The sequence below is a fragment of the Mucilaginibacter koreensis genome (assembly GCF_054783355.1).
In genome coordinates, this window is sequence record NZ_BAAGQS010000001.1 from 2,412,774 (window position 1) to 2,438,047 (window position 25,274).

The 25,274-nt window shown below is 46.1% G+C and carries 18 protein-coding genes; 8 read left to right on the plus strand and 10 right to left on the minus strand.

Features of this window, described 5'->3' with window-relative positions; genetic code table 11:
• Positions 1 to 27 precede the first annotated feature (27 nt).
• Positions 28 to 774, plus strand: a complete 747-nt coding sequence (locus ACYVNW_RS10965; RefSeq protein WP_460679909.1) for a 3-keto-disaccharide hydrolase — start codon at positions 28 to 30, stop codon at positions 772 to 774.
• 57 nt (positions 775 to 831) lie between these two features.
• Here ACYVNW_RS10965 and ACYVNW_RS10970 read toward each other — a convergent pair whose 3' ends face one another.
• Together ACYVNW_RS10970 and ACYVNW_RS10975 are read right to left on the minus strand one after the other, a co-directional pair.
• Positions 832 to 2,658 (minus strand): serine hydrolase domain-containing protein, encoded by a 1,827-nt coding sequence (locus ACYVNW_RS10970; protein ID WP_460679910.1) that lies wholly within the window; start codon positions 2,656 to 2,658, stop codon positions 832 to 834.
• Positions 2,645 to 4,285: an amidohydrolase gene (locus ACYVNW_RS10975; RefSeq protein ID WP_460679911.1), complete on the minus strand. Its 1,641-nt coding sequence runs from the start codon at positions 4,283 to 4,285 to the stop codon at positions 2,645 to 2,647. The genes ACYVNW_RS10970 and ACYVNW_RS10975 overlap by 14 nt, the downstream gene beginning before the upstream one ends.
• 521 nt (positions 4,286 to 4,806) lie before the next feature.
• Here ACYVNW_RS10975 and mutL point away from each other — a divergent pair.
• The 4 genes from mutL to ACYVNW_RS10995 are packed head-to-tail and all read left to right on the plus strand — an operon-like array spanning position 4,807 to position 9,480.
• Positions 4,807 to 6,657, plus strand: a complete 1,851-nt coding sequence (gene mutL / locus ACYVNW_RS10980) for a DNA mismatch repair endonuclease MutL (protein ID WP_460679912.1) — start codon at positions 4,807 to 4,809, stop codon at positions 6,655 to 6,657.
• Positions 6,658 to 6,709: 52 nt separating this feature from the next.
• Positions 6,710 to 7,429, plus strand: a complete 720-nt coding sequence (locus ACYVNW_RS10985; RefSeq protein WP_460679913.1) for a rhomboid family intramembrane serine protease — start codon at positions 6,710 to 6,712, stop codon at positions 7,427 to 7,429.
• Positions 7,430 to 7,462: 33 nt separating this feature from the next.
• On the plus strand, positions 7,463 to 8,344 hold the full coding sequence (locus ACYVNW_RS10990; RefSeq protein WP_460679914.1) for a rhomboid family intramembrane serine protease: 882 nt from the start codon (positions 7,463 to 7,465) through the stop codon (positions 8,342 to 8,344).
• A complete protein-coding gene (locus ACYVNW_RS10995) occupies positions 8,341 to 9,480 on the plus strand; it encodes an endonuclease/exonuclease/phosphatase family protein (protein WP_460679915.1) in 1,140 nt (379 codons plus the stop codon). The genes ACYVNW_RS10990 and ACYVNW_RS10995 overlap by 4 nt, the downstream gene beginning before the upstream one ends.
• A 154-nt stretch (positions 9,481 to 9,634) precedes the next feature.
• On the opposite strand, the gene ACYVNW_RS11000 is transcribed toward ACYVNW_RS10995, so the two are convergent.
• Together ACYVNW_RS11000 and ACYVNW_RS11005 are read right to left on the minus strand one after the other, a co-directional pair.
• Positions 9,635 to 11,935 carry an OstA-like protein gene (locus ACYVNW_RS11000; RefSeq protein ID WP_460679916.1) on the minus strand — a complete coding sequence of 767 codons (2,301 nt, stop codon included), beginning with the start codon at positions 11,933 to 11,935 and terminating at the stop codon, positions 9,635 to 9,637.
• 151 nt (positions 11,936 to 12,086) lie between these two features.
• Complete coding sequence (locus tag ACYVNW_RS11005) at positions 12,087 to 12,536, minus strand: hypothetical protein (protein ID WP_460679917.1); 450 nt, start codon at positions 12,534 to 12,536, stop codon at positions 12,087 to 12,089.
• A 46-nt stretch (positions 12,537 to 12,582) separates the two neighbouring features.
• On the opposite strand from ACYVNW_RS11005, the gene tilS reads away from it, so the two are divergent.
• Both tilS and ACYVNW_RS11015 read left to right on the plus strand, forming a co-directional pair.
• A complete protein-coding gene (gene tilS / locus ACYVNW_RS11010) occupies positions 12,583 to 13,905 on the plus strand; it encodes a tRNA lysidine(34) synthetase TilS (RefSeq protein WP_460679918.1) in 1,323 nt (440 codons plus the stop codon).
• A gap of 7 nt (positions 13,906 to 13,912) precedes the next feature.
• A complete protein-coding gene (locus ACYVNW_RS11015; protein WP_460679919.1) occupies positions 13,913 to 14,401 on the plus strand; it encodes a hypothetical protein in 489 nt (162 codons plus the stop codon).
• A gap of 244 nt (positions 14,402 to 14,645) precedes the next feature.
• On the opposite strand, the gene cysS is transcribed toward ACYVNW_RS11015, so the two are convergent.
• The 6 genes from cysS to ACYVNW_RS11045 all read right to left on the minus strand — a co-directional run bounded on the left by cysS (position 14,646) and on the right by ACYVNW_RS11045 (position 24,677).
• Positions 14,646 to 16,106 (minus strand): cysteine--tRNA ligase, encoded by a 1,461-nt coding sequence (gene cysS / locus ACYVNW_RS11020; protein ID WP_460679920.1) that lies wholly within the window; start codon positions 16,104 to 16,106, stop codon positions 14,646 to 14,648.
• Between the two features lie 536 nt (positions 16,107 to 16,642).
• On the minus strand, positions 16,643 to 18,070 hold the full coding sequence (locus tag ACYVNW_RS11025) for an L-serine ammonia-lyase (RefSeq protein WP_460681010.1): 1,428 nt from the start codon (positions 18,068 to 18,070) through the stop codon (positions 16,643 to 16,645).
• 168 nt (positions 18,071 to 18,238) lie between these two features.
• A complete protein-coding gene (locus tag ACYVNW_RS11030) occupies positions 18,239 to 19,510 on the minus strand; it encodes a DUF1501 domain-containing protein (RefSeq protein WP_460679921.1) in 1,272 nt (423 codons plus the stop codon).
• Between the two features lie 16 nt (positions 19,511 to 19,526).
• Positions 19,527 to 21,479 carry a DUF1800 domain-containing protein gene (locus ACYVNW_RS11035; protein ID WP_460679922.1) on the minus strand — a complete coding sequence of 651 codons (1,953 nt, stop codon included), beginning with the start codon at positions 21,477 to 21,479 and terminating at the stop codon, positions 19,527 to 19,529.
• Positions 21,480 to 21,633: 154 nt separating this feature from the next.
• The gene (locus tag ACYVNW_RS11040; protein ID WP_460679923.1) at positions 21,634 to 24,051 is read right to left on the minus strand and encodes a M1 family metallopeptidase; all 2,418 of its coding nucleotides are present in this window, start codon (positions 24,049 to 24,051) and stop codon (positions 21,634 to 21,636) included.
• A gap of 47 nt (positions 24,052 to 24,098) precedes the next feature.
• A complete protein-coding gene (locus tag ACYVNW_RS11045) occupies positions 24,099 to 24,677 on the minus strand; it encodes a HupE/UreJ family protein (protein ID WP_460679924.1) in 579 nt (192 codons plus the stop codon).
• Positions 24,678 to 24,745: 68 nt separating this feature from the next.
• Between ACYVNW_RS11045 and ACYVNW_RS11050 the strand changes: the two genes are divergently transcribed.
• Positions 24,746 to 25,270, plus strand: coding sequence for a DUF6702 family protein (locus ACYVNW_RS11050; protein WP_460679925.1), 525 nt, complete (start codon positions 24,746 to 24,748; stop codon positions 25,268 to 25,270).
• The last annotated feature ends 4 nt before the right edge of the window (positions 25,271 to 25,274 follow it).

Below are 25,274 nucleotides of genomic sequence, written 5' to 3' on the forward strand. Positions count from 1 at the left end.
TATTATCATCAAAATCTATATTTAAACATGAAAGTTATTGCATTAGCATTGGCCGCAGCAGCGTTGCTCAGCAGCTGCCAATCGCCAACAAAACAAACCCAAAGCAAAGCCGACTCCACTACCACCGGTAACCAAAGCACTGATGATTGGACCACGCTTTTCCCTAACAATTCAACTACTGGCTGGCATGCCTATGGCAAATCGGCTCCTGGCAAGGCCTGGCAGATAAAAGACGGCATATTGCACCTGGATGCCAGCCAAAAGGCCGACTGGCAAACCAAAGATGGCGGCGACCTTATCAGTAACGATGAATATGAAAATTTTGATTTCAAAGTAGATTGGAAGATATCGCCCAAAGGCAATAGCGGTATTATGTTTTATGTGCACGAGGATACGACCCAGTTTAAATATCCATGGCAAAGTGGCCCCGAAACGCAGATTGCCGACAATGTGGGTAATGAAGATGGCCGGTTACCCAAACGCCATGCCGGCGATCTTTACGATATCATCTCCTGCTCAAAAGATGTAACCAAACCAGCCGGTGAGTGGAACCAAACCGAAGTGATTGCCAACCACGGCAAACTGGAGATACTGGTGAACCAGCAAAAAGTAATCAGCACCACATTGTGGGATGAGCATTGGAAGCAACTGGTTGCAGGCAGCAAATTTAAGGAGTGGCCCGGCTTCGGCACCTACAAAAAAGGCCATGTGGCATTACAGGATCACGGCGCTGATGTGTGGTTCAGGAACGTGATGATTAAACGATTAGACTAAGCAAAAAAGGCCGGAGAAATCTCCGGCCCTTTTTAATTTATAAAATATATAAATACGTTACATTCCCTTCTGTATAGCTTCATAAATGGCATCCTGGATGCGTGGACGGATGCGGAGGTTAGAAAGCTTATCGGTTACCTGTGGATAAACACGGTTAGACAAGAAGATATACACCAGGTTATATTTCGGATCTACCCAAACGCAGGTGCCGGTGTAGCCAGTGTGGCCGTAAGTGCCCGGCGAAGCAAGTGTGGATGGGTAATGACTTGCTTCTAAAGGACCCCAGCCATCAAAACCTAAACCACGACGGCTTCTGTTCGACTGACGCGAAGTAAACTCCGTTACAGTTTCGGGCTTAAAATATTGTACACCGCCGTAAGTGCCCTTGTTCAGTAACATTTGAAACTGTATGGCCAGATCATTGGCACTGGCAAAGTTACCGGCATGGCCTGATACGCCCCCTACCATGGCCGCACCCTGGTCGTGCACATAACCCACGAGCAATGAATGGCGGAAATAGGTATCATTTTCTGTAGGAATAATACGATCGGCCGCAAAGCGGTTACGGGGCAAAAAGCCTTCGGTTTGTGCGCCCAGCGGATTAAAAAACTGTTCCTGCACATAAACATTCAACGGCTGGGCTGTAATGCTTTCTACTACCTCTTTGGTAAAATACATGCTTAAATCGCTGTATACATACTGCCCGGGGGTACGCAGACCGCTGTTCAGCATTTGCGGCAGCATCACATCCCTAAAATAATCCTTACGCAGGTAGTACCCTTCGGCTACCTTAGTAGGGTAAGCGGCTGATGAATCAGTGCTGTGGTCGCTGGCCCGCAGCTTTTCATAAAATGGGATATAGGGCACCAAACCGGCCTCGTGCAGCATCAACTCACGTATCTTGATATTACGCTTATTGGTGTTTGCAGCTACAGGCACATAAGTACTCAGGGTAGAATCCAGGTTGAGTTTGCCCTGCTCCACCAAACGCATTACCTCCATAGTGGTGGTGGTAATTTTGGTTACTGATGCCAAGTCGAAAATGTCGGTTATTTTCTCAGGCTGGGTATGGTCGTACTTATGGTAGCCGTAAGCTTTGTTAAAAATCACCTTACCATCCTTAGCCACCAACACTACGCAGCCCGGTGCGGCCTGCCGGTCAATAGCTTCCTGCGCAATCTGGTCAATGGGGCGCAGATTGGCTGAGTTGATGCCCACCTCTTCAGGAATGCTGTATTGCAAACGGGTTTTACCGGTGGTAAAGCCCGTACCTGCGGCATATTTGGCCGAAAAACTTTGCGGCAGCTTTTGAATGAAAGCAATACCGCCAAAAATAGATTGCGCTGCATTGGCAGTAGCTACTTCGGTTTGGCGCTGGCACCACACAATGGGGTTGCTTACCTCGCCCAACTGCGCCAAAATTCTGCCGCTCCCGAATACTGTAATAATCAAATTCTTCAGATGATCCACCGAATTGATAAATTGCATTACCTGCGGATTGGTCAGATCGCCATCGGCTACCTGCAGAATAACGGTGTTATACAGCTTCAAATCGTTCGCCAGCTGCATGGTGCCTGCCGAGCCATATTTGGTGGCATCAAAGGGCTGCACTTTGGTATACTTGTTCAGCAGGCTATCAAACACCGCCGCGTTACTGTAAGTATAATGCACGCTGGCAATCTTAGCCGTTTCGAGGTGGTTAATGGGAATGAGCTGCTTTTCATTGTTCAGCAGCACGGTACTTTGTTGCGCCAGGCGCTCCTCGGCTAAATAAGCATTGGGTGTCAGGCTCATTTGCGGTGGCACCTGTGCACAGGCAGCACTAATTAACATTGTACAGCCGCCGAATACACCCAGCAACTTTAACCACTTATTTTTGCTCATATACTTTCTCACCGTTTACATAGGTTTTAAGCACTTTCACTTTGGGTAGCTCATTGCCTTTTACCTTCATAATATCTTTATCCAAAATCACAAAGTCAGCATACTTGCCTACCTGGATGCTGCCTTTTTCATTCTCCTCAAAATTAGAACGGGCCGCCCAAATCGTCATGCCGCGTAAAGCCTCTGTACGGCTTAGCGCATTCTCAGGCTGAAAGCCGTTTACCGGCTGGCCTTTTAAATCTTTACGCTCTACTGCTGCATAAAACGTATACAAAGGATTAATATTTTCAACCGGCATATCAGTACCTAGCGGGATCCAGCCGTTTTGTTTTAGCAGCTGCTTATAAATATAAGCCGATTTCAAACGCTCGGCACCCAAACGCTGCCCGGCCCAGTACATATCGGATGTAGCGTGGGTAGGCTGCACCGAAGGCACTACATTGTTATCACCAAACAGGTGCACATCTTGCGGGTTAATTACCTGTGCGTGCTCAATGCGCCAGCGGCGGTCGTTTTTCCCTTTCAATACACTGGCATATATTTTCAGTATCGCCCGGTTAGCCGAATCGCCAATACAGTGCGTAGCCATCTGGAAGCCTTTATCGGCAATCTTTTGCGCCACTTCGGCAAAATGCTTTTGGTCACTTAACAGAAAACCTTTCCACCCTTTCTGGTCGCTGTAATCCTGCAACATGCAAGCCCCTCTCGAACCCAAAGCGCCATCGGCATATACCTTAAACGAGCGTACATTTAAGCCGGGCGTTTTGTAGGCACCACGTTTGAACAGGTAATCAAAGTTTTCCTGCTTGTCTGATAACATCAGGTACATGCGCATTTTCAGGCTGCCTTTGTGCTGCAGGGCGGCAATGGTATTTACCATAGGGTAATCCAGCCCGGCATCATCTACCGTGGTTAAGCCTACAGCAAAGCAGTTGCGTTGTGCATCCAACAGGGCAGCTTCAGTAATCTGGTCGGTAGGCTCAGGAATTTTATGGGTAACCAGTCCGACCGCATTATCAACCAGTATCCCGGTAAGTTTCCCGTTTATGGTTTCAATTTCGCCGCCATTAATTTTTTGTCCCGCCTTGATGCCTGCAATATTTAATGCGGCCTGGTTGGCAATGGCTGCGTGGCCATCTACACGGGTTAGCACTACAGGCCTGATGGGAAAGATAGAATCCAGCGCTGCCTTGTTCGGAAACTGCTTGGCTTTCCAGTCGTTTTGGTCCCAACCACGGCCAATAATCCAGCCTTCGGTATTGCGTTTGGCATAGCTTTGTACACTGTCTAATACCGCATCCCAACTGTTGGTGCCCGCCAGCTTGGCTTCCTGCAAGCTTAAGCCATAACGGTAAAAATGGGTATGGGCATCAATAAAGCCGGGGTATACGGCTTTGCCCTGGGCATCTATAACCTCGCGGGCGGTGTATTTTTTTTCCAAGCTATCTTCATCGCCTACGGCTACTATTTTGCCGCCGCTTACCACAAAGGCCTGCGCAGTGGTAAACAGGCTGTCTACCGTGTAAACGGTGGCATTTTTAACCAGTAAATCGGCGTTATATTCTTTTTTGTGGCAGGCGCCCAGCCCGAGGGCTAACAGCGCAGGCCATAATTTTTTGAGGGTCATGCTAAAATATCAATAGGTACAAATGTAAACGCAATGCTATATACAAGGTTACAAACATAAAGTTATGGGTGCAAATAAAGAAGTTGCGTTTTTGGGGGCCGGGTAAATAATGCAGCGGTGCTTGAGCAAGATTTATGAACTATATACCTTTGTAAAATATTTGATCCGGATTTGATAAATTAAGTAACCAAAAATCGATATTCAAATATTTTCACATCAATAATGACCTGTTTAATTTTAAATCGTATTCCACGTTCTTCGAAGTTTTCAACTTCGAGGCTTTATGCACGTAGGTTGCATCTACCTAAAAAATTTACTGACACGTTTATGCCACTGTTACGGGTGTTGTGCCTGTTGCAAATATTACACCTGCCCCCTTCAAGAAATCATGCGCAACAGGCATTGAATGCAATAACCAACACAATTCAACATCCGCACTCCGAAATCCCCGATTATCCGCTTCTCCTTCTATCGAAATAACCTTAATTTAGCACCGAAACGAAATTGAAGGGATTTGTTACATGTCTGATATTATACAGCTTTTACCTGATGCCGTTGCCAACCAGATTGCCGCCGGTGAGGTGGTGCAGCGCCCGGCTTCAGCGGTAAAAGAATTGGTTGAGAATGCCATAGATGCCGGCGCCGACAAAATACAGCTGATTTTGAAGGATGCCGGTAAAAGCCTGATCCAGGTGATTGACAATGGCTGCGGCATGAGCATTACCGATGCCCGCATGTGCTTTGAGCGCCATGCCACTTCCAAAATACGTAAGGCTGACGACTTGTTTGCCATCCGTACCATGGGTTTCAGGGGAGAGGCCATGGCTTCTATTGCCGCTATTGCGCATGTAGAGCTCAAAACCCGCCGGCATGAGGATGAGCTGGGTACCTGTATTGAAATTGAAGGCTCGGAGGTGATTAGTCAGGAGGCTTGTGCAGCCAGTGCCGGTACGTCCATCTGCGTTAAAAACCTGTTTTACAATGTACCTGCCCGCCGCACTTTCTTGAAAAGTAACCCGGTAGAGATGCGCCATGTGCTGGATGAATTTCAGCGTGTAGCGCTGGCCCACCCGCAAATATTTTTTACCCTGCATCATGACGGGCAGGAGGTATACCATTTACCACCCGTAGCCCTTAAACAGCGCATTGTACACCTGCTGGGCAACAACTACAACCAGCGTTTAGTACCGGTGGAGGAAGATACCACCATCATTAAACTGCGTGGCTTTATCGGCAAACCGGAGTTTGCCCGCAAAACCCGCGGCGAACAGTTCTTTTTTGTGAACAACCGCTTCATCCGCGATGCCTATTTGAACCATGCGGTGATGACGGCCTATGAGGAACTGCTGCCCGATGACAGTTTCCCGCTATATGTGCTGTTCATTGAGATTGACCCGGCCAAGATTGATATTAACGTCCATCCCACCAAAACAGAAATTAAGTACCAGGATGAAAAGGCATTATATGCCATCATCCGCTCGGCGGTAAAACGAGCGCTGGGTAGGTACAACATCACCCCCACGCTTGATTTTGATCAGGAGAATAACATTGAGCGCATGATTACCCATAAACCGCTCGATCAGATTGTGCCGCCTACCATTACCATAAATCCTGAGTTTAATCCTTTTGGCACTCCATCGCCCAAGCGCGAAACGCCTTTTATGCGCGATGTAGCCGAGAGTAAACCGGCTATTCCGCAAAACTGGGAAACATTGTACGAAATCAGCAAAAAGGACACCCACCGGCAGGAGGAATTGCAGGTACAGCAACTCATTGAGGTAAACAACCAGCCGGTAAGCAAACCCAGCGAGCGGCAGTTGTTCCAGATTCATAACCGCTTCATCCTGTCGCAAATTAAATCAGGCTTTATCCTCATTAACCAGCAGGCGGCGCACGAACGTATTTTGTATGAGCGCTTTTTACAGCAATTGCAAAATCATTCGGGTGTTAGCCAGCAAAGCCTCTTTCCGCAAACGGTAAGTTTTAACAGCAGCGACTTTGAACTGTTGCGCGAACTGCTGCCCGACATTCGTGCGCTGGGTTTTGATGTACGCGAGTTTGGCCGTAACACCGTAGTGGTAGAAGGCATCCCCGCCGATTTAAATAAGGCTAATGAGCATATTTTACTGGAGAACTTGCTTGAAGGCTTTAAAAACAATCTGGCTATACTGAAGTTAGATAAGCGCGATACCCTGGCCCGTACACTGGCCCGCAATGCAGCCACCAAAGCCGGTACGCCACTCAGCCTCGAAGAAATGAATTTACTGATTGACCAACTTTTTGCCTGCCAGATGCCGAACTTGGCCCTTAATGGCAAACCAGTCATCAGTACCTTCAGCCTGGCCGAGTTACTGGAACGATTTGAGAAATAGTTAGACCGAGTCCTTGTCCGCTGAAACTGAAAAGGACAAAAATATATTACCTATGAGCGCCTACCGACGGAATCCGCTGGCCAACTTAACGCCGGTTGTAAAAAATATACTGATACTGAATGTCATATTCTTTATTGCAACCTATGTGCTTGAAAAATCAGGAATTGATTTGAGTCAACACCTGGCGGCTTATTACTTTGACTCGCCTAATTTCAGGGTATGGCAAATCATCTCTTACATGTTCATGCATGCCAACATCATGCACATCTTTTTCAACATGTTTGCGTTGTTCGTATTTGGCCCGGCACTGGAGTATAGCTTAGGGCCAAAGCGGTTTTTGCAACTATACTTTATTACCGGCGTGGGCGCACTTTTATTGCAATGGGCCGTGCAAGCCATACAGGTTCACCCTATCATCGGAGGATACCTGATTTACCATCATGATATTTCTCCTTTTACAAACCGGCCAGGTTTCGAGCAATTGCAAGAAGTATATTATGGTGCTATAGTAGGTGCATCAGGCGCTATATTTGGCCTGCTGGTGGCTTTTGGTATGCTGTTCCCCAACGTAGAATTATTTATTATGTTTATCCCACTGCCTATTAAAGCCAAGTATGCGGTAATTGGGTATATTTTGATTGAATTGTACTCGGGGGTGGCTCAATACGGCGGCGATAACGTAGCACACTTCGCCCACCTGGGCGGTGCCTTGTTCGGCTTTATATTAATTAAAATTTGGGGCCTGCGCCGACCGAACAATTTTTTCAATTAATGGTAGTTATCAAATAAAAACCTCTGCATTTTTATGAGTACCCTTTGGCAGGAAATACGTACAAAAATGCTGCATTCCGGCAGTAAACTCGGCTTGCTGATCGGTATCAATGTAGCGGTCTATGTCATCATCGCTGTGGCCGGCGTGTTTGAATTTTTAACGCTTGGCCGCAACAGCCAGCAGGTGGCTTCGTTTGCAAGCGATTACCTGGCCCTTACCTCTTACTTACCCAAACTGCTCACCCGTTTTTGGACGCCCGTAACTTATATGTTTATGCATGCGGGCTTTTTTCATATCCTGTTCAATATGCTATGGCTGTATTGGATGGGGCAGATATTTGAAGAATATTTAGGCACCAAGCGTACCGTTGGCTTATACCTGATGGGGGGCCTGGCCGGTGCATTGCTGTTTTTAGCGGCCTATAACCTGATTCCGGCGTTTGCTGACGTGAGAGATACAGCCTTAATTGTAGGCGCTTCGGCCAGTGTAATGGCTATTGTAATTGCCACAGCTACGTTACTGCCCGATTATACTATTTACCTGATGTTTTTAGGTCCGGTAAAATTGAAATGGCTTGCCATTGCTTATGTTATTATTGACTTTATCGGCATAGCCGGAGCCAATGCAGGCGGCGAGATTGCACACCTGGGCGGCGCCTTGCTGGGCTTCATTTACATTAAGCAACTGCAGCGCGGCAACGACTGGAATAAACCGGTGAGTAAAATATTTACGCCTCCGGCCAAGGTAAAAGTGGTTTACCGTAGCAACTCGGGGTATACTACCCGCACTGCCGCACCTGCTTATCCCGACCAGGATGAGATTGACCGTATATTAGATAAAATTTCGCATACCGGCTACAAAAGCTTAAGCAAGCAGGAGCGTGATACCCTGCAACGTGCCAGCAATAACGAATGAAAAGTAAAAAGCGCGGCATATTTACCACCTTTATGCTTGGGCTTAACGGGCTGGCTGTTTTAGGCTTGCTGTTAAGTTATCTTTCGCCGTATGTAGACCCTCAGAGCAACAGTTATATTGCCTTCTTTGGTTTAGCTTATCCTCCATTGCTACTGGTGAACGGATTGTTTATAGCTTTCTGGCTATTGGTCAACTTCAGGTATGCTTTACTTTCATTCATCATTATTCTGATAGGCTGGAACAGTTTATCGAATCACATCGGTTTTCATTCGTCCAAAAAACAACGCCGACCGGATAGTACCAATATCCGGATGATGACCTACAACGTGCATAACTTTCAACGTTATGGTGCCACGCATGATGGCAGTACCCGGCACGAAATACTAGAAATTATTAACCAGCAGCAGCCTGATATCATCGGTATACAAGAGTTTTATACCCGTAAGCGCGGCAAATATGCAATGAGCGATTCGATACAAAAAATTCTTAACAGCAAGCTGTATTACTTTTTACAGGTAAACAACAATCCTAATGATGCACTGGGTATTGCTTTATTTACGAAGCTCCCAATCACAAATCAAGGCATCATTCATTTATCTGAGCCGGAAAGCGGCAACCAATGCCTCTTTGTAGACTTAAAAAAAGGCAATCAGGCCTTTAGAGTTTACAGCATGCACCTGCAATCTATTAAGTTTCAACCTCCGGATTATGACTATTTAGATAGTGTGACCCATCAGGGTAAAACCAACATTACTTCCTTCAGGCGTATTTGCAGCAAACTGAAGCTGGCTTTTATTAAGCGCAGCCAGCAGGTGGCTTTAATTAAACAACATGCCCAACAGTGCCCTTATCCTTATATATTTTCGGGGGATTTTAATGATACGCCGTCCTCCTATGCTGTACATCAGTTAAGCGAGGGCTTACAAAACACGTTCAGAAAATGCGGACGTGGCTTAGGGCGCACCTACAATGGCGATTTCCCGAATTATCAAATTGATTACATCTTGGTGAGCCCGCAATTTAAGGTAAAGAGCTACCAGGTGGTAGAGAAAAAACTGTCAGACCATTATCCGGTGTACAGCGATTTGTCTTTAGTACCTCAGCCCACTGAAGGGGGAGTTAAAAGCGGGAAGTAATTTATCTTCTCAATACTGCACACCTTATTTACTTAAAGTACGTCATTGCGAGGAACGAAGCAATCTCTTTACGCCTAATTAAGCAGGATACAGAAAGATTGCTTCGTTCCTCGCAATGACGTGTTAGATAGCACGAAGTTGATTTGAAAAGTAACTACTGTTTCGGATTGGCCCTTGTGGTATCTTTAGCTGCCGGGTTGATGGTGCCATTCCTTGTGGCTGTACTATCTTTTGCGGGTGCAGCTTTGATACCGTTTGCGTGTGCGCTGTCTGGCCGGCTAACCGGCTTGCTGCTGTTGGGTATCACAGGTTTTGCGGCTGCGGTGCTACTTGCCGAAGGCTTTGCCCCTGCACCAGTTACAGCTTTAGCTGCAGGTTTTACAGTGGGCGGCGCTTTGGGTCTGCTGGCAGCGGCACGTGCTTCGGCCTGTCGGCGGCTGTAAGCTTTGATTACATATTCTTTAGAAGTGGGGCGGTCTTTGGGTTTCCAGATGAAATTTTTGAGCAGGCGCTCATCTTCTTTAAACTTACTAAGCGGCCCATACCTGAACTCTGGCTTAATGAGCCATTTAATATTGGCTACCTTATTATCCTTAAAATTCACTTTAATGCGGCTCGTTAATGAGCGTTGCATTTCAGTAACACGGCCACTATCGCGGTTAAAGTAAATGGTTTCGGCATTGCCATCCACATACATCTGGCTCATTTTGTTGTCCACAAAAAAGCCGCGCATCCGTTTACCGGCTACCTGATTGAAATGGGTAGAATCGTTTTCTTCAATATTTACTGCAAAGGCATTTTGGAACAATTCCATGTTGTTCAACTTCCGGTTTTTCATTTGCAGGTGAATGGTATCGCCTGATAACTGCGAGCCTTGCGTCCACAACATGGGTTTTACATATAGCCGGATAATGGAGTCGCTGGCACTGTAAAACATCGAGTCGGCCTTGCCCTGCAAATCTGATTTAAACAGCAGGGCATGGTGATGAGCAGTTAAGATCCGTATGCGCGAAGTATCGCTTAGATTTATCTTATAGCCCATATTCATGTAAACTGAATCGCGCACGTCGGCCTTTTTCGCTTTTGGAGCCACAGGCTTTTTAGCCGCAGCTTTGGCTTGTTTTTGTTTGGCCGTATCGGGTGGCAACACGCGGGGCGGGCCAAACAAATTGCGGTGCAAAGCGCCGGTATCGCGGGGAACACCAGCCATAGGCGGACTGTAAATATGCTTAGCGGTACTTTGGGTGTAAAGCGGCACACGCTGGGCCTTTGCCATTTTGGCCAAGGAGTCGCGCAGCTTATTAGGCCGCATATTTTCCTGCTTCAGCTTTAGGGCTTTAAAAGTTAATATCTGCGTTTCAAGTGTGTCGGCACCAATGTAAACCGAATCAATTTTGGTGCGTTTGACTGGCGGCGTTAAAACCGGCCGTTTACTTTGTGTAGTATCGCCTGGTGCAGCAGGCGGTTGATTTGCAGTTTTTGCCGGGGCTGATGCAAGTGCCGGTTTATTTTTATCGGTTTGCTTAACCACTTTGGTAGAATCTTTTGCCGTAACCGTTTTACTTGTACTATCCGTTTTGGTAGAATCGGTTTGCTCGGTTTCCATTATTACATAAGCATTTTTGGTAACTACTGCCCGTTCGTCGGCATTAAAGTAGGTACCCAAATCGCCTTTAATGGTGATTTTTTGCTCGCGGTCATTAAAGGTAACATGCCCCATAGCACGGCCAAAGCCCTTAAGCCGGTCATAAAATAAACTATCGCCTTTAAGGGTTTTTGTACCCTGTGCATAGCGGTTTTTGCGACCAAAAAAAGCCTGTTCAATCACTGTATTGTAAGTTCCGTTTTCGGTGTATAAGGTATCCTTATTTTTATTGCCGTAAATATGACTGGGGCCCAAAAAATAAGCAATACGCGAACCGGAGTTATACCGTAATGTATCTGTTTTAATTACCGCATCTACAGTGGTTAATACCACATCATACCTAAAAAAGGCATCGCGTGTAAACGCATAATAATAACCATTTTTACTTACCAGCGTGTTTTGCTTGTTTACCAGTTTACCACCGCCGGTATAAGTACCAATGCGGGTGGCAGTGTTATAAGTAAGGTAATTGGTAGATAATGTGGCATCTTTATCTACCATGCGCACATTGTCGGTTAAGATAGCAGTATGTGTATTGCCGTTATAATTTAGTTTATCGGCATAAATATTCAATGTATCGCCCTGGTTGATAACCACGTGACCAAAAGCATCGAACGAATTATTTTTTGAATAAAAATAAGCGCTGTCTGAACTGAGCTTAGAAGATTCTTGTTGAAAAGTACCTTGATAAACTTTAAGTACACCGTTATCTTTAGTCCCCATACTTTTACGCGACTGAATTAAGTTCACGATAGACTTTGGGGTTTTAGCAGCCGGCTTGCGCTGGGCAGCAGCTCCTAAAGTTAGCAACAGTAATACGCAGAAACAGATATATTTATTCACCAAGTGCAAAATTAACTTTTTGGTTCGGTTTTGATTAAGCGTGTAATGAATAATGTAAATACACAATGTGATGACTTGAGCCAAGCAGGCAAAGTTTAACATTAAACAAATGTTTTACTTACCGCTGACTGGTAAGCACCTTCTTATTTTTCAAATCGAACACCAATGAGTTGGCTACTAAGGCTGGTTGGTTACCCTCTTGTAAAAATGCATGGGCAGTTTTGTGCCCCTGGGCATCAGGGCTGCTTTTTACATAAGCTTTCATGCTTATTTCATCAACTGTAATCTGGTCGCCCTCAATACCAATATTCCCATAACTGAGTTTGGCGTGTCCGTAAAACGTAATCAGATGATTTTGTTGATCATAATAGCTGGAATCGCTGCCACTCATTTTTACTCCTTTTAATGTAAGGCTGCTATCAGCTGGCAATACAGCTACGCTATGTAAACCTTTTAATTCACCAACCGAATAAGATTCAGTACTGCACATGGCTATACCCACCACCAACATACTGCAAATTAAAAATTTGCATGAGTTACTTTGCAAAAGGATAGATTTTGATTTCATATGATAAGTTATATTTGAAACGGTTTACAATTTGTGCTCGATTACCATGCTGCAACGCTTTGTCCAGTTTATTACCGAAAATCAGCTGCTTATTCCTCAAAGCCGGGTACTGGCAGCAGTAAGCGGCGGCAAGGATTCTGTGCTGATGGCCCATTTGCTGAAAGCGGCCAACTACCAGTTCGGCATTGCCCATTGTAATTTTCAGCTACGCGGTGATGAGGCGCTGGCCGATGAGCAGTTTTGCCGGCAGCTGGCCGGGCAATTGGATGTCCCTATCTACGTTATCCGTTTTGACACCGAAGCTTATGCCCACACTCATCACGTTTCCATTCAGATGGCTGCCCGCGAGTTGCGCTACCAATGGTTTGAACAAATCAGGCAACAGCATCATTATGATGTGATTGCAACAGCGCACCATCAGAACGATACAATTGAAACAATATTGCTTAACCTGGTACGGGGTACCGGCATAGCAGGACTGCATGGTATATTACCCCTTAACAATTATATCGTACGCCCTTTACTGGACCTTACCCAAACTGAAATTACAATAGCCGTGAGGAATGGGAAAATTAACTATCGCGAAGACAGCTCTAACGCCTCTGCCAAATATGCCCGGAACCTGTTACGCCTCGAGGTAATACCCCGCTTAAAGCAGCTTAACCCCAATTTAGAGCAAACCTTTCAGCGTAACCTGGATCACTTTCGCGAACTGGAAATGCTTTTGCAACAACAGGTAGCACAGGCCCGTCTTCAGGTATTTGGCACTTATCAGGGCGAACCTGCCCTATCTGTTAAAGCACTGCAGCAGTTACCTTCGCAACGTTTGTTGCTAAGTGAATTACTGAAACCCTATGGGTTTAACCAAACTGTTGCAGATGATTTAATATCCTCATTGCGCAAACACTCAGGCAGGCAATTTGCTTCGGTCACCCACCAACTTACACTTGATAGAGATTGGGTTATACTTACTCCAGTTGTTCAGGAAGCCAGACAGCCATCAGTGATGATTGAATCCGGAGACGAAATAGCCCAGTTCGATCGTTATCAAATACGTATTCATACTACAGATAGCCATAAAGCTGATGCCGGTAAAAATACAGCGGCACTGGATGCTGAATTACTTAGTTATCCGCTCAGCTTACGCAGTTGGCAGCAGGGTGATGAATTTTACCCGCTGGGGATGAAAGGCCGCAAAAAACTGAGCGATTTTTTTATTAATCAGAAAGTACCTTTAAACCAAAAGCACCGTATACCCATCTTAGTTAATGGTAACGGTGATATATTGTGGGTAGCCGGTTACCGTATCAGCGACCGGTACAAACTCACGCCCAACACCAAAAAAGTTATTATCTTCGAACTGGAATAACAGCCTTATGAGTAAAGCCATATTTGTAGAAAAACAGTACCTGGGCCGGGAGTGGATCCCGATCAGCATTCGTATGGTGCTGGCTGTATTTTGTTTTGCCGTATATGTATTTACCGACTCGCATGACCCCAACGGTGATGTAATGGCTGTGGTAGGCTTTGCCATTATCATTGTATCCATTGTGCTCGGCTTCGTACTGCATTTCAGTACTTGTGTGGAGGATGGCTGCCTGATTATTGATGGCTTGTGGACATCCCGCCGGGTAAGAATTGACCTTAACACCATTGTAAGTGCCGAAAAAGGAATATATAGCCGCTACCTGTTTAACAGCCCGGTATACAACCTGCATAAAAAAGACACCATTCGCTTCTATACCGCCGGTAACGAGGCCATTCACCTCACCGACCGTGATGGTTTGGAGTATATCATCGGCTCACAACACCCCAATGAGCTATTGAGAGCTATACAGGCAGAAATGGGAAAAATTAAAAAGTAATATTTTAACTATCATGCTGAGCGTCAGTGAAGCATCTGTACATTGTCTATAGGCATCTGCAAACGAGCCAACGTTGTCATGCTGAGGCACTCGAAGCATGGGCGCACAAGCTTCAGCCATGAACGCCTCTGCACCCACCCTTCGACGGAGCTCAGGGTGACAACGTCAGACCATACAAAAATAAAATAGCGAAGAACCATAAGTGCAGATTCCTCGCTATCATTTAATAACAATATAGTTGCTTTTATATCTTACTCCAGGTAGTCCCCTCTTTACTGTCTTTTAACTGGAAACCGATTTTTTGCAAGCCGTCACGAATTTTGTCAGAAGTGGCGTAATCGCGGTTCTGTTTGGCATCGCTGCGCAGGTTGGTAATAAAATCAAGCACGGCAGGCAGTTCATTGCTTTCTACCTGCTCATTCTTCAAACCTAAAATGTCGGTTACAAAGTTTTGCATCAGCTGCTTCAGCAAAGTAAGGTTAGCTTCGTCAATTTTCAGCTTATTATCATGCACTGAGTTGATGATACGGGTAGCCTCAAATACCTCAGCAATCAGCACAGGACTGTTGAAATCATCATTCAGCGCAGCGTAGCAACGCTCAATCAGGGGCTGAACTTCTACCTCAGTAGTTCCTGATGCTTTTAAGCCATTCAATAAACTGTAAGCATTCATTAAACGCTTAAAGCCTTTCTCCGAAGCTTCCATAGCATCGCTGCTAAAATCGAGCGTACTGCGGTAATGCGCCTGCAACATAAAGAAACGCACCGTCATGGGGCTGTAGCCCTTGCTCAGAATGTTGTTATTACCTGTAAACAATTCATCAGGCAAAAAGCTGTTCCCTAACGATTTCGACATTTTCTGGCCGTTTACCGTCAGCATATTGGTGTGTATCCAATAAGTAGCCGGGTTAGTGCCGCAGCAAGCCACGCTTTGCGCAATCTCGTTGGTATGGTGGGTAGGTATGAGATCCAAACCGCCGCCATGAATATCAAACTGGTCGCCCAGATATTTCTGACTCATGGCCGAGCACTCCAAATGCCAGCCCGGAAAGCCAACGCCCCAGGGCGATGGCCATTTCATCAGGTGTTCGGGTTTGGCTTTAATCCACAGGGCAAAATCAAGCTTGCCGCGTTTCTCCTCCTGCCCGCCCAGGGTACGGGTATTGTTCAGCAAATCCTCCAGGTGACGGCCATTCAGGATACCATAATCCTGGCGGCTGTTGTATTTTTCTACATCAAAATATACAGAGCCATCTACCTCATACGCATAACCGGCATCCATAATGCTCTTCACCATTTCAATCTGCTCAATGATGTGGCCGGTAGCCGTTGGCTCAATACTGGGTGGCCAGGTATTGAAAACCTGCATCATCTCGCGGAAACCCAGCGTATATTTTTGCACAATCTCCATCGGCTCCAGTTGCGAGAGCTTTGCTTTTTTAGCAATCTTATCTTCGCCGCTGTCGGCATCGCCTTCCAGGTGACCGGCATCCGTAATGTTGCGCACATAGCGTACCTTGTACCCCAGGTGGGTAAGGTAACGGAAAATTAAATCGAACGAAATATAGGTACGGCAATTGCCCAGATGCACATCACTGTAAACGGTTGGCCCGCAAACATACATGCCCACATGCGGGGCATTAAGGGCTTTAAATTCTTCTTTGGTACGTGTTAAACTATTGTAAACAAAAAGCTTTTGTTCCATGCGGACGAAGTTACAGTTTTTTAAGCGGTGATGGTAAAACGGGCCATTGGAATTACGAAATATTGGCAAAGATGATAAAGGACTGAAGTAAGTAAGAGAAAGTTTAGAAGGTATGAGTAAATATTAACGAATGTTATTAATAAGCATTTTCAATCGAATTATTTAGTCACCAATTCACGCCTCCATTCATTATTCAGATGGGCGTTGCCTTTCAGGCCGGGCTATCCACTGCAAGTCCTCGCTCGTACCTCGCTGCGGGCTTTACGCTGCTATCCCTAACGCATTGTCTGAACCGGAATTTGTAGAATTGGAGGAACGAACAGAATTTTGAAAATGATGGGCTATTTTAACGCTCACAATGATGTCATTTTGAGCGTTAGCAAAGCACCCATACCCCTGGGTCCTGTAAGCGAACCAACGTTGTCATGCTGAGGCACTCGAAGCATGGGCGCACAGGCCCTTACATAGCAACGCTTCTGCACCTACCCTTCGAGTGCCTCAGGGTGACAAGCGTTTGCAGTACCTTATCACACAAATCAACACTCCGGTAAGCTGATTGGGATATTTACCGCCAAGCCGCCGTCGGAAGTTTCTTTGTATTTGGAGTTCATATCCAGTGCCGTTTGCCACATGGTACGTACTACGGCATCCAAGCTAACTTTAGCCTGGTCGGGGTTGCTTTGCAGGGCAAGTTGCGAGGCGGTAATGGCCTTAATGGCGCCCATGGTGTTCCGCTCAATGCAGGGCACCTGTACCAGGCCACCAATCGGATCGCAAGTGAGGCCAAGGTGATGCTCCATTGCAATTTCGGCAGCCATTAATACCTGCCGCTGTGAGCCACCCAAGCATTCGGTTAAAGCCGCTGCTGCCATCGCAGAAGATACTCCAATTTCGGCCTGGCAACCACCCATCGCGGCTGATATGGTGGCGCCTTTTTTGAAGATACTGCCAATTTCGGATGCAGTAGCCAGAAACTGTAAAATGCGCTCTTTGCTATACCCATCGCAAAATGCCATAAAGTATAGCAGCACTGCCGGAATTACCCCTGCAGCACCATTGGTAGGCGCTGTAACCACCCGGCCGAAAGAAGCATTCTCTTCATTTACAGCCAGGGCAAAGCAGCTTACCCAATCTAATATATTTTGAAAGCCATTGCCGGTTTGGCGGATGGCTGCAATCCACTCATCAAAGTTATGATAAGCAATACCTTTGACCAGCCGGCGGTTCAGGCTGGCAGCGCGGCGGGCCACGTTGAGGCCGCCGGGCAGGTAACCGGTGGTATGGCAACCCCGGTAAGTACATTCTTTAATTACCCTGAAAATATCCAGCATCCCGGTTTCGGTCTCCTGCTCCGAGCGCCAGGCCTGTTCATTTTCCATCACCACTTCTGATATTTTCAGGCCGGTTTTGCGGCACCAGTGCAGTAACTCGGCTGCAGTTTCAATCGGGAAGGGCAAATCCACTTCTGGGCGTTGGTGTCCGCCACCATCTTCTTTTACTACAAAGCCGCCACCTATCGAATAGTAAGTTTCTGATATGGCCCTGCCATTTTGCAATAATGCCTGAAAGGTAACCGCATTGGGGTGGAACGGCAGGCTTTCATTAAACAAGAACAGCAAGTTATCCTCGTAAGAAAAAGGAATAGTTTTGTGCCCGCCTAATTGTATAAAATGGCTGGTTTTAATTTGGTTTACCTTGTCATCAATGCGGTTAACATCAAAGGTAACCGGATCATCACCACTTAGCCCCAGTAAAATAGCAATATCGGTACCGTGGCCCTTACCGGTTTTGGCTAAAGAGCCATACAACAGTATTTGTACACCACTAACTTCATTCAAAACGTGGCGTTCCTGCAAAAGTGCTACAAATTGTTGCGCCGCACGCCAGGGACCCAATGTGTGCGAACTGGACGGACCGATGCCGATTTTAAAAATATCAAATACCGAAATTTGCTCCTTTTGCATTACCGCAAAGTTACGCACCGGAGCTATGGATTGAGGCATGAAGATTTATTTAATTAAGATTATTATAGATAACGTGGTAATGAGAAAAAAGTGTCGTACCAAACATGGTCATTGCGAGCGATTGCCATGCTATGGCTCGCAACGAAAAATTATAATTTAATGATAGGACTACGCTTTCATTACCCCAATCCGTTCACCTTTCCAATCGGGGAACAGCACACGGTCGTTACTAATACCCAAATGCTTATCTGCAACTTCGCTGAATACGCTCCTGAAATCGGTAGTTACCGCTAAATCGCGGCCATCGGCTAAATTTTCTACTGCCAGCGGTTGTATATTGCCATGTACCAAACCGCCGTTGGCATTATTGCTCAATATAAAATTGCAGGAAGCTCTGCCATGGTCGGTACCGCCGGTGCCGTTTTGATGCACGGTGCGGCCAAATTCGGTCATGGTCATTACGGTAACGTCATCCTGGTAAGCCCCCAAATCTGTCCAGAAGGCCATCATACTGTTGCTTAAATCGGCTACGTTGTTGGCAAATGTCCCTTTGGCTGTACCCTGGTTAAAGTGCGTGTCCCATCCGTTAGATTCGGCAAAAGCCACTTCCAGCCCCACATCCATTTTTATCAGCTGGGCAATCTGCTTTAAAGAATTACCCAAAGCAGAGTTAGGATAAACCGCGTTATTAGCCGGTTTGTAATTACGGATATCAGTTTTCTGCAGCATCTTCATGGCATCAAAACTTTCCTTGCCGGTTTGCTTTAACAGGCCGGATGAAGTTTGATCATACAAATCTTCAAAGCTTTTAGCGGCCAGATTAACGCCGCCGGGGTTGCCGCGCATTTGCAGGGCAAAATCTTGCAGGTTACTGATGGCCAGCGCCGGGTTATCACCATAAAATGAGCGGGGCATAGCCGAGGTCATGCTCACGGCACTGAACGGTGTTAAGGTATCGTGCCCTAACAGACCTACGGCACGGTTCAGCCAGCCGCTGGCTGTGCCTTTATTGAATGGCGTACCTGCCTCCATATAATCCTGCGCATCAAAATGCGAGCGGGTGGTGTTGGGCGAACCAATGCCATGCACAATGCTCAGGCGCTTTTCGAGGAACATAGGCTCAAAAGCCTTCATCATGGGGTGCAGGCCAAACTTACCATCCAAGTCAATCAGCGCTACATCACCTGCCGCCTTTGCGGCCGACATCATTAGTGTTGGGCGGGCCTGCTGCAAATAATTATCATTAAACGGTGTAACAGCCATCAAGCCATCCATCGCACCGCGCTGAAAAATACACACCAGTGCTTTGCGTTTTTTATATAATGGAATGATTTTATCGCTGGCGGCAGCTTCGGCCAAAAAGCCGGGTATACCGCCCATTAAGCCTACACCAAACAGGCTTAGGCCGCCTGCTTTTAAAAATGCTCTTCTGTTTAACATGAGTTAAATATTTTATTTAGCGCCGTTGATATTCAGGCGACCCGATAATTACCCCTACCACCTGCGATAGCATTGAGTTGCTGCCACCGGCATTTTGCATAGCCAGCATATTGCCAGTACCGGCCCTCTTGGGCCTGAACTTTTGCATTGTATCTGTTGCTGCAACCTGCGTGTTCATATTGTTGCCTGCCGGTGTTACTTTGGCGCTTGCGGCATCTACTTTAACTGCCAAAGCCGGATCATTCAGCATGGGCGTTAAACGCTTAATGGTGGCATCCAGATTACGCTCGGGCATAATTAGTTTACTGTATACCACCAGTGCCTGCTCTGCACTTTCCGGTTCTCGGTGGTGATTTAAGGCTGCAAGATCAATCTTCACCCCCGGTATGCGCCCTGAAGCCAGCGCCAGGCCGAAGTTCATTCGGGTAAGCAACGAGCCGGTGTTGATCCAGTATTGCCCTTTATCAGGGAAACCGGTAGGGGCCTGGTAATAATATTTTTTTTCGCCCATGCGCGCTACCCAGTTGTATAACTGGTAAGGTTGGGTAATGGTAGCATTCAAGCTGCGTACTGCACCAATAGCCAGTTCAAACGGCGATTTGGTTTTTTCGCGCAGGGCATTACTGCCCCAAAATTCAGGTGCGCTTACCATCGTAATTAATACCTGTTTAATATCGCCATCCTTTTGCTCAAAAGTTTTCGCCATTTTATCAGTCAGGGTTTTGGGTGGGTTATCACTCACAAAGTGTACCGCCAGTTTACGGGCAATAAACTGAGCTGTAGCATGCTGATGGGCCAGCATATTCAATAAGTCTACACCATCCTGGTAGCCCCCGTTGGGGCCGAAATGCTTGCCCAACACCATGGCTTCTCCTTTATCATGCTTGTTCATGTTAAAAAAGAAATCACAATCATGCACAAAACCGCGTTGGGCCAATTGGTCGGGTGTAAATCTTTTCAGGATGCCTTGTGCTCCGTTACCATAAGTACCCAGTGGGGCAATAGTCCAGCCGGTGAGCACACGGGCGGCTTGAGTAACATCCTGCTGGGTATAGCCGCCGTCTACGCCCAGGGTATGCAGTTCCATTACTTCGCGGGCGTAGTTCTCATTTAAACCACCCTGGTTGGCTTTTACCTGCTTTAGCTTTGCGGTAATTACCTTCCGCACGTTGGTATCCATTTGCATACCCGTTAAAGCGTTTTGAGTCATCATGGCATCCACCACCGGAGTGGCTGTATTGGGTGCAACGCTGGTAAAATTATCCAGATAGTACAGCATGGCCGGTGATTTAGCCGTAGCCAGCAGCAAGTCACTAAATTTTCCTAATGCATTTGGACGAATCACATCCCGCTCATAAGCAGGAATGAACTGGGCACAATCGTTTTTAGTGATAGATACATTAAAGTGGTTAAACCAGAAATCAGACATCACCTCCTGTAACTGATTATGGGTATATGCTGCCCGTAGTACTTTCTGGTTGATGAACTGACGAAATAATTCCTGTTCGGGTTTATAACCCTTTTGCTGCATATAAACCTGGAGCGTATCACGATAAGCTTTGCGACCGGCACTTTTCACCGAATCTTTATTGATAAAGCCATCCTTTACTGCCATGCGAATGAGTTGCCCAGGCTTAGGGTAAGTTTCTGCAATTTGTACATTGCTCAGCTTAAGTGCATCGTATTGGTTAAGCGTTTGGTTCAAAGAGTCATCAGGCAAACCGCCATCTAACTGTTGTTGAAACCAGTTTTCTAAACCCTGCTGTACTACCTCGTCCACCTGCCCGGGCGTACTGCCGTAAGTAAACCGGCTGAGCAGGTGCGCTGCCGCCTGACGCTCGGTTAAGCCTTGTTTTTTGTAAGGAAATTTGGCACCACGATATAATGAGGTATTAAAAAAAGAAGACAGCAAAAAGACACTGCTCAAAAAAAGCATCCCTATACTTAAAAACTTTAAAACTGGTTTCATGGCACCTGCCTGTAAATCAATAATGTTTAGACCACCGATAAAGCTATAGGTTCAATATATATAACGTATAAACTACGAGTTAAATTAAAGTTACGCACAAAAAAAGGCCGTTCAAATTTGATTTTGAACGGCCTTGTATATTTACAGGAACATATTATCTGCTGCCTGCTGAAATTTGCATTGGGTTTACGCCAACAGACTGGCCACGGGCGGCGCCTGAACGCTGCTTAAACACCTGGAATTTTGAAGGCGAAGGCAATTTACCCCAATAGTTATTGGTTTCATCAATATCGGCGGTTTCGCGCAATGGGTCTAACTTAATAGAAGCCACTTCTTTATCCTGTACATAGAATTTAGAGGCAGTCCGCTCATTCATGCGCCAAATTTGTGCCGGAATGCGATCGGTCATTTTGGTACCGTCTTTAAAGGTAAACTCTACAATAATCGGCATTACCAAACCACCTTTGTTGCTAAAGTCTAACTCATAAAAGTACTTGTTACCGTATTTACCTTGTTCTGCCTCGGTAAACTCCTGCTGGGTGGCAGGGCTGGCCGGTGGCATTTGTGCTTTAACTACACCGGCAAATTTAGCAGTATCTACAGCGGCTAAACCACGGTCGTATTTCCAATAGAAATCGCGTACAGCGGTATCACGGTCGGTATAAAATTTGATGTTTTTATCCTGACGGTTACGGATTTTCGAGATATCATCGAAATCATTCACCGCCGGTGCAATAGCCTGAGCGTTCAACCTCGGGCCACCACGGCGACCACCAAAGTTAACCGCATTGCCTTTGCTCAAATCGGCACGGCCTACCCTAACTGAGTCTAACGAAATATCGCAGGCATCAGTACCGTAAAACCAGCCTCTCCAGAACCAGTCCAAATCTTCGCCGCTGGCATCTTCCATAGTGCGGAAGAAATCGGCAGGTGTAGGGTGCTTGAAAGCCCAGCGTTTAGCATATTCTTTAAAAGCATAATCGAACAGTTCGCGGCCCATGATGGTTTCGCGCAGAATATTCAAACCGGTAGCCGGTTTTGAGTATGCGTTCGGACCAAAACGAACAATGTTTTCAGAGTTGGTCATGATCGGCTCCAGCTCATTTTTAGGCAGCTTCATGTAATCTACAATGGTATAGGCTGCGCCTTTTTTGCTGGGATATTTATTATCCCAAAGCTCTTCGGTCAAATATTCTACAAATGAGTTCAGGCCTTCGTCCATCCAGGTCCACTGGCGCTCATCGCTGTTAATTACCATCGGGAAGAAGTTGTGACCCACTTCGTGGATAACCACACCAATCATACCGTTCTTGGTGCTTTCGCTATAAGTACCGTCTTTTTCGGTACGGCCATAGTTAAAGCAAATCATCGGGTATTCCATACCGTTTGAAGCCTCAACACTCTGGGCTACCGGGTATGGGTAAGGGATAGAGAAATCAGAATAGGTTTTAATGGTATGCGCTACCAAACGGGTTGAGTATTTGCTGTACAGGTTATAAGCCTCTTTACCATAATAGCTCATGGCCATTACTTTTTTGCCATTCATGTTTACGCCCATGCCATCCCATACAAATTTGCGGGAAGAACCCCAGGCAAAATCACGCACGTTATTGGCTTGAAATACCCAAGTCTTCTTAGCTGAACTTGGGTTAGCTTCGGCACGTTTAGCTTCGGCCAGGGTAACAATTTCAACCGGTACAGCAGAAGTTTTGGCTTTTTCATAGCGGCCCAATTGCTGAGGCGTTAATACAGCGCTATAGTTTACACACTCGCCGGTGGCACCGATTACGTGGTCGGCAGGGACGGTCATTTGCACGCGGAAGTTGCCAAAAGTTAAAGCGAACTCACCACGACCAGCAAACTGGTGGTTTTGCCATCCCTGAAAATCACTGTACACGCATAAGCGCGGGTACCATTGGGTCATGGTAAACAGGTAATTTTTATCTTCGGGGAAATACTCATAACCACCACGGCCACCAAACACAGCGCGTTCTGATATTTTATAATTCCAATTGACGTTGAATACGAATTTCTGCCCCGGCATTAAACGTGCAGGCAGGTTAATGCGCATCATGGTTTTATTAATCACATAGCTCAGCTTCTTGCCGGTAGCATCGGTAAGTGAGGTAATTTTATCACCATAACCATTATCCTGGCTGTTTTCAGCAGCACGTTCCAGAAGCTGTGCGCTTACGCCACCGCGTGGCATGGCCGAGCTGGTTTGATAACCGGCGTTATTTACACTGCTGTGCTCGTTTTCATCTAACTGCAGCCACAGGTAATCCAATGGGTCGGGCGAGTTGTTGAAATAAGTAATGGTTTCGCTGCCGGTCAGGTGCTGATTCTTTTCATCCAGCTCGCACTTAATGTTATAATCTGCACGTTGTTGCCAGTATTTATTGCCTGGCGCGCCGCTTGCCGTGCGCTGTTCATTAGGTGTGGTAAGGATAGTACCCAACTGCTCAAATTTGTTGCCGTGGTTACTGCCCGGATTGTTCTGGATGTTTTGCGCCACTGCAAATTGCAGCAGGCTCACCGAGAAGATGGTAGTAGAGAGTAATTTTTTAATCATGTGAAAAGCTATGCGTGCACTAAAGCACTAAAAATAAATGTTTTTTATTAAAAAGGCCACCTTTCTATCGCCATTTTTACAGAAAGCGCAAACACACCGGCCGAAAGGAACAAAATCCAGTCGCGCCGTTTAATTTTAAGCAGATTTAACACTACAAATGCAGCTGCTAATATAAAAGCCACCACAAAAATTTGCCCCGCTTCCAGGCCAACATTAAAACCAAACAAGCCCAGGCCCAGCGCCTGATCTTTGGCCAGCATCATACGTATGGCATTGGCAAAGCCCATCCCGTGTATCAACCCGAAACCCAGGGCCAGGTAATAGTTAATTTTTGCGCTCCGGCCCTTGTGGTTAATTTGTACCAGGTTATTCAACGCTGTAATTACAATGGTACAAGGAATCAGAAATTCTACCCATTTGGTTGAAAAACGAATAATATCGAGCACGCTCAGCACCAATGTGAGCGAATGCCCAATGGTGAAAGCGGTTACCAGAATCAGCACCTGCTTAATGTCTTTAAACACATATACCGAGGCCAAAGCAAGTACAAACAGTTGATGATCGAGCGCTTCAGCGCTGATGATATGCTCCCAGCCCAGCTTGAAATAGAAACCAAAATCAGACATGCTATAGAATTTCGTTGAGAAAGCGCTAAATTTAAGGCGTTTTTTGATATTTAAAACTATTGTGCGGAATGATGACCCTGATGGCCAAGCCCTTGTTGATAGGCGCCCTGCTTTTTGAATTAATTTTACCTGTTAAATTCAACAAACCGGCTTTTCATCCGCTGCATGTGAGTACCAGCGATATCAGTTATAACAACGCTGACCATCAGTTGGAAGTCATCTGCACCATTTATACTGACGACTTTGAGACGGCCTTGGGCAGACAGTACAAAACCCACACCGATTTAACCAAGCCCGAGATGCACAAGGCGATGGATGCCCTGATAAAAAATTACATTGGCAGCCATGTTATCCTTAAAGCCGGCACTGCCGCAGTACCGCTTAATTATTTAGGTTATGAGATTGAACGTGAGGCCGTAAATGTTTACCTGGAATCAAACGCTATCAGCTCGCCAAAAAAATTGATTGCCGATATTAGCCTGCTGCATAATTTGTACGACGATCAAATCAACATTGTGCACATGACGGTAAACAAAGTGCGCAAAAGCGAAAAACTGGATTATCCGAATACCAGGGTAGTGCAGGACTTTTAATTCA